2 protein-coding genes are annotated in these 6,538 nt (G+C 73.3%); both read right to left on the bottom strand.

The window, feature by feature from the left end:
• A partial coding sequence (locus tag ACFQUZ_RS32275) for an AMP-binding protein (protein ID WP_377449079.1) occupies positions 1-6,016 on the bottom strand: 6,016 nt, incomplete at its 3' end.
• Positions 6,017-6,030: 14 nt separating this feature from the next.
• The gene (gene panD / locus ACFQUZ_RS32280; RefSeq protein WP_377449081.1) at positions 6,031-6,402 is read right to left on the bottom strand and encodes an aspartate 1-decarboxylase; all 372 of its coding nucleotides are present in this window, start codon (positions 6,400-6,402) and stop codon (positions 6,031-6,033) included.
• Between the last annotated feature and the right edge of the window lie 136 nt (positions 6,403-6,538).

Raw genomic sequence — 6,538 nt, forward strand, 5'->3', positions numbered from 1 at the left:
GGATGGGTTCGGGGAGGGGGTGGGGGTGGTGGAGTGCGGTGGTGATGGTGTGGTGGTCGAGGGTGTGGTGGATGTCGGCGGTGGTGGTGATGGTGTGGCGGCGGTGTTCGGGTTGGTTGGGGTTGATGGGGACGTAGGTGCCGCCGGCGGCGAGGGTGCCGAGGACGGCGGCGATCTGGTCGGGGCCTTTGGGCAGGGTGATGGCGACGGTGTCGCCGGGTTGTAGGTGGTGGTGGGTGAGCCAGCCGGCGATGGTGAGGGCCTGGTGGGCGAGGTGGAGGTAGGTGCGGGTGCCGTCGGGTCCGACGATGGCTGGGTGGTGGGGTTGGTGTTGGGCGTGGTGGAAGAACTGTTGGTGGAGTAGGTGGCCGCTGATGGGGGCGGTGGTGTTGTTGACGGCGGCGCGGATGGCGAGGTGGGTGGTGGGGGTCAGGGGTGGTGGGGGTTGGGTCCAGTCGGTGTGGGCGAGCCAGTGCACGAGGTGTTGGTAGGCGTGGAACATGTCGTCGAGCACCCCGGCACGGAACAACCCCTCAACCGCGTCCCAGGCCAGGTCGACACCCCCCGCCTCCTGGGTGACCTGGTGGTCCAGCCACACCTGCGGGGTCTGGGACACGGTGGCCCCGCGCCGGCCGAAGGCCTCCCGGACGTCCGGGTCGACCAGGTCGCGCCCCAGGTTGCTGGTGAACACCACGGGTGCGGTCGCCGCGTGCGGTCCCCGTTGGCGGGCGAGGTCGCGGAGCACCTCGACCCCGCTGTATCCGGAGTGGGCGAGGCTCTCGCGTAGCCGGTCCTGCACCGCTCGTGCCGTCGCGGCGAAGCTGGCCGCCGACCCGGTCGCCGACGCGGTGTCGACATCGAGCAGCACCATGTTGGTGAAGTCCGCCACCAGCCGGGCGACGTCCGGATGCAGTTCCTCCCGGTCGAACAGCGTCAGGTTGAGCAGGAAGCGCCGCTCGACGCTCCACTGTCCGAGCACGAGGCAGTACGCGGTGGCCAGCGCGACCGACGGGGTGACGGCGTGTTCGCGGGCGCGAGCCACGATGGCCTGCCACGCCTCCGGGTTCACCCGGCCCGATCGGCGGGTGAACCGGGGCGTCTGCGTCGTGGCCGGTTCCACCATGGGCAGGCGTGGTGGGCCGGGGAGGTCGGGTAGCCGCTGTCGCCAGTGTTCGCGATCCCGGTCGATCCGTTCCGGCCGGCCGCGTCGGGCGGTGAGGTAGCCGGCGAAGGTCAGGCCGATCGGCGGCAGGTCCACCTCGGGACGCAGGTAGAGCGAGGCGAGGTCGCTCATCAGCAGCTGGATGCTCAGGGCGTCCGCGACCAGGAGGTCGAGGTTGAGGTGCAGCCGGTGGGCGCCGTCCGGGAGCAGGCTCACGGTGAGGTCGAAGACCTCGGCGGTGCTGACGTCGAGGAGGCGGTGGGACAGTCGGGTACGGATGGCCGTCAGTTCCGCGGCGGTCCGCTCGGCTGGTGAGTCCCGCAGGTCGTGCACCGTCACACCCGGCCAGGGACTGGTGTCGCGGACCCGTTGCCGGCCGCCCGGGTCGAACTCGGCCCGCAGCATGCCGTGCCGGGCGACGAGGGCTCGGGCCGCCCGGTCGAGTCGCGCCACGTCCAACCCGTGCCCGTCCAACTCGGCGTACAGGTGGCAGCCCACGCCGCCCAGCGGCTGCTCGGGATCTCGACCGACGAGGTAGGCCCGTTGCACCGGCGTGAGGTCGAACCAGGCGTCCTCGTCGACCGCCGGCAGGGCCGTGGTCGGCGGCTCGTCCGGGGGCGTCAGCAGCCGGGTGGACCAGGCGGCCAGCGTGGGTCGGGAGAGCAGGTCGGCGAAGCTGACCTCGGCTCCCGCCCGCCGCCACCGGGCGACCAGGCCCATGATGCCGACCGAGTCCAACCCGGCGGCGACGAGGTCGGCGTCGTCCCGGACACCGTCCGGTCCGCTCCGGGACAGCAGTTCGTTGACGTCCGCGCGGATCCGTTCCGCGGTCAGTGGTCCGTCTCGGGTGCCGTCCAGTCGCGCCGGGTTGCCGTCGACGGGATACCAGTGCCGGCGTCGGGCGAACGGGTAGCGGGGCAGCAGCGGCTCGTGTCCGACCGGTGGGTCCAGCACCGACCAGTCGATGTCGGCGCCCCGACGGTACGCCTCGATCACGCCGGACCGTCCGCCGTCCGTGACGTCGAGCAGCACGGTGTCGGCCGGCGCGGGAGTGCCGGCGCCGACGGTCATGACCAGGCCGGGGGGCACGTCGTCGACCACCGGCGGGAGGCCGGGGGCGCCCAGGTGGCGGGCGATCGCCTCCCGTTCGCCGGGGTCGGCCATGATCAGGTCGGGCCGCAGGCCGAGCCGGGTGAGTTGCGCGAGCAGCCGGATGACATCGGAGCGGTGTTCGGTCCCGATCCCGCCGACCCAGGTCGCCATGGCGGCGACCAGTTCGGCGAGCGGAGCGGCGGCATCGAGCCGGAGCACGAGGGGGCCGGTGGTGCCGGCGGGGCCGGGCGTCAGGGGGTACCGCAGTGCCCGTCGCAACGATTCCGGGGTGTCGGCGTGGACAACCGCGCGTCGGGGTTGCAGATGGTCGCGTCGTTGGCGCCAGGCGGCGAGCAGCCGGGCCTGAGCGGGCTCGTCGAGTTCGCTCAGCGCGTCCGCCAGGAGCCGGGCGCGGCGCCGGACGGCGTGGACGTCGGCTCCGGCGACCGGCACCCACCCGTTCCACGGCGGTGCCGGCGTGGGTGTGCCGGCACCGGTGCCGGTCGCGGCGTCACCGGTGCGGACCGCGGTGGTGCGCGTCGTCGCCGGGTCGGGGGCGGCCTCCAGCACGACGTGGGCGACCGTGCCGGTGAACCCGAACGAGCTGACTCCGACCCGGCGCACCGGGGCGTGGTGGGTGCGCGCCGGGAATCGGTAGTCCAGCGGCACGCCGTCGAGGTGCGGGTTCGGGGCGTTCCAGGTGGGGCTGCCGGGCCAGATCTGTTCGCGAAGGGCGACAAGCGCCCGCAGCAGCCCGGCGACCCCGGCCGCGGCCTCGAGGTGGCCGAGGTTCGTCTTGACCGAGCCGAGCAACAGCGGCGACCGGCGACCGGTGAACACGTCCGCCAGCGCGCTCACCTCGACCGGGTCGCCCAGCGGGGTGCCGGTGCCGTGCAACTCGACCGCGTCGATGTCGCCGGGGCGCAGTCCCGCCGCGGTGAGCGCGGCCCGGATGACGTCGGCCTGCGCGCCGGGTTCCGGCGCGGTCAGGCTGGAGGACGCGCCGTCGTGGGCGACCGCGGAACCCCGGATCACGGCGAGGACGCGGTCGCCGTCCCGCTGGGCCGCCGCCAGCGGCTTGAGTACCAGCAGCGCCGCTCCCTCGCCCCGACCGTAGCCGTCCGCGTCGGCGTCCAGGGTCGCGCATCGACCGGACGCCGACAGCATGCCGGCGTCGAGTAGCGCCCGCTCGGTGTCGGGGGAGAGGGCCAGGCCCACGCCGCCGGCCAGCGCCATCTCGCAGGTGCCGTCGGTGAGGTGGCGTACGGCCGTGTCGACCGCGACGAGGGACGCGGAGCAGGCGGTGTCGATGGTCTGGGCCGGTCCGCGGAATCCGAAGTGGTACGCGATCCGCCCGGCCGTGGCGCTCATGCTCGCGCCGGTGGCGGAGAAGGCGCCGATCAGATCGGGGCGGCCCAGGCGCAGGGGAAGCGTCGAGTAGTCGTGGTGACCCTGTCCGACGAAGACGCCGATCCGGGCGCCGCGCAGCCGGTGCGCGGGCATCCCGGCGTCCTCGACGGCGTGCCAGGCCACCTCCAGCATGAGCCGTTGCTGGGGGTCGATGGCCGCGGCCGACGCCGCCGGGATGCCGAAGAACCCGGCGTCGAAGGTGTCGATCGCGTCGAGGTATCCGCCGGGCAGGGTCAGTGGCACCCCGTCCCGGGCGCGTTGGTCGGGCGGCTGCCGGACGGTGCTACCGCCGGCGCGTAGGAGGGCCGCCAGCCCGTCCAGGTCCTGGATGCCGCCGGCGAGACGCAGGCCGACACCGATGACCGCGACGGCCCGGTCTGTGGTGTGCGCGGCGGCCGGCGGGGTGGTCGGGGGGGCCGTCGGCGCGTCCAGCGCCGCCGCGAACCGCCGGGGGGTGGGGTGCCGGAAGACCAGTGAGACGGGTACGGGTCGGTGCAGCGCCTTCGACAGCGCCCCCACCCATTCGGTGGCCCGTACGCTGTCGAGCCCGAGGTCGGCGAAGCTCGCGTCCAGGGCGAGCCGGTCCCGCCCGAGCACGTTGGCCAGCGTGTCGTGCACCGCCGGGAGCGTCGGCGTGGAGTCGGTCGTCGGTGCGACCCGGTTCACGCGGTCGGCGTGGAGCACCGGTAGCCGCCCGGCGCGGTGACCCGTCGCGGTCGCGCCGCGCCGGATCTTGCCCGAGGTCGTCCGGGGCAGCCCCGATCGGCGGACGAGGACGACCTCGTCCAGCGGCACCTCGTGGTGCTCGTACACCTGCTGGCGGATGTCGCCGGCGATCTCGGCCAGGGCGGTTTCGTCGAGGTGCCGGTCCACCTCGGCGAAGACGGTGACGGCGGGGTCGTCGTCCGGCTGGACCGCGCAGGCGCCGCCGACGGCGACGGCGTCGACGTGCCGTTCCAGGGTGCGCTCGATGTCGTCGGGATGGTGGTTGGCGCCGCCCAGGATGATCAGATCGCGGAGCCGGCCGCAGACGAACAGTTCCCCGTCGTCGAGGAAACCGAGATCGCCCGTGCGGAGCCACGGCCCACGGCCGTCGGCCGTCATCGCGCCGAATGTCCGCGCGGACAGTTCGGGTTGCCGCCAGTAGCCGGCCGGCAGGCCCGGGCCGGACACCCAGATCTCGCCGACGTGTCCGGTCGGCAGTTCGGCGCGTGTGTTCGGGTCCACGATGGACACCTGGCGGTCGTGGAACCAGTTGCCCGAGGAGACGAGTACCCGCCCGCCACCGTCGTCCCGGCGGCGGGCGACGCCCTCGGTGAGCGGGCCCGGATCGTACGCCGCCGATCGCCAGCCCCGGGGGCGGTGGCTGCTCGACACGCACAGCACCGCCTCCGCGAGCCCGTACGACGGGGTCATCGCCTCCCGGCGCAGGCCGGCGGGGGCGAACCGTGCCACGAACCGCGTCAGGGTGCTCTCGCGCACCGGTTCGGCGCCGTTGGCGGCGTACCGGATGGTTCTCAGGTCGAGGCCGGCGACCTCGTCGTCGGTCATCGCGTCCGCGCAGCGCCGGTAGCCGAAGTCCGGTCCGGCGATCCAGGTCGCCCGGTAGCTGGAGGCGGCCCGCAGCCACCTGGCCGGGTCGGCGGCGAACGCCGCGGGGCTCATCATCGTGGTGGTGCCACCGGTGAACACCGGCAACAGGAGCTGCTGCAGCATGCCCATGTCGTGGTAGAGCGGCAACCAGCCGACCACCCGGACCGGTTCGTCGTCCGGCAACATCGCCGCCAGCATCGCCACCTGGGCCCGGATGGCGGCGTGCGTGTTGCACACCGCCTTGGGCGCGCCCGTCGAACCGGACGAGTACTGCAGGAACGCGAGATCCGCACCGGCGGGCAGCGGGGGCGGCGGAGTGTCCGACCCGCCGGCGAGGAGGTCGTCGGCGGTGCTGACCGCCACCTCCGGCGGCAGCGTGCCGGCCGGGTCGACGCCGCCGGCCACCAGAGCGAGGGCCGGGGCGCAGTCCCGGGCGACGGCCGCTATCCGGTCACCGGCGCGGGTGAGGCGACCCGAGGCCGGGAGCGGCACCGGCACCGCCACCATTCCGGCCCGCAGGCAGGCGAGGAACGCCACGACCAGGTCCGGTCCGGCGGGGAGCAGGAGCTGCACCCGGCTGCCCCGGTCGTACGCCGTCGCCAGGCCGGTGGCGAGCCTGTCGACGCGATCATTGAGCGTGCCGTAGCTGAGTTCGGTGACTGCCGTGCCGGTCAGGAAGCGGATCGCGACCCGCCGCGGATCGGTGGCACCGAGGAACGTGGACGGGTTTGCGGCGGAAGTGGCGCGGTCGGCCAGCACGGCTTCGCCTTCGGTCAGAAGGCGGGATCGGCTGTCACCGAAACCGCCTCGTTCTTTTCGTTGACATGGACGATCTTCGGTACGAAGGAGCTGGCTTCCTCGTCGCCCATCAACCCGTAGCCGATGATGATGATCAGATCTCCGGTGTGCACCAGCCGGGCGGCGGCGCCGTTGACGCCGATGACGCCCGAACCGGCCGGTCCCTCGATCGCGTACGTCTCCAGCCGGGCGCCGTTGTTGATGTCGACGACATGGATCAGTTCGCCGTGCAGCAGGTCGGCCGCGCGCATGAGGTCGATGTCGATCGTCAGCGAACCCACGTAGTGCAGGTCGGACTGGGTGACGACCGCCCGGTGGATCTTGGATTTCAGCATCGTGCGGAACATCGCGATCTCGCCCCTTCGCGGACTGTGACGTGGTCGTTGGCTAGTGCCGTGACCACCAACGTTCGGGGTGTTGGGTTCAGGCTGCGCGGGTGGCGGGTTGGCCCCATCGTCGTTGTCGTTCGCTGCGGATGCGGGC

It is taken from the genome of Plantactinospora sp. GCM10030261, assembly GCF_042666615.1.
Classification (GTDB): Bacteria; Actinomycetota; Actinomycetes; order Mycobacteriales; family Micromonosporaceae; genus KBS50.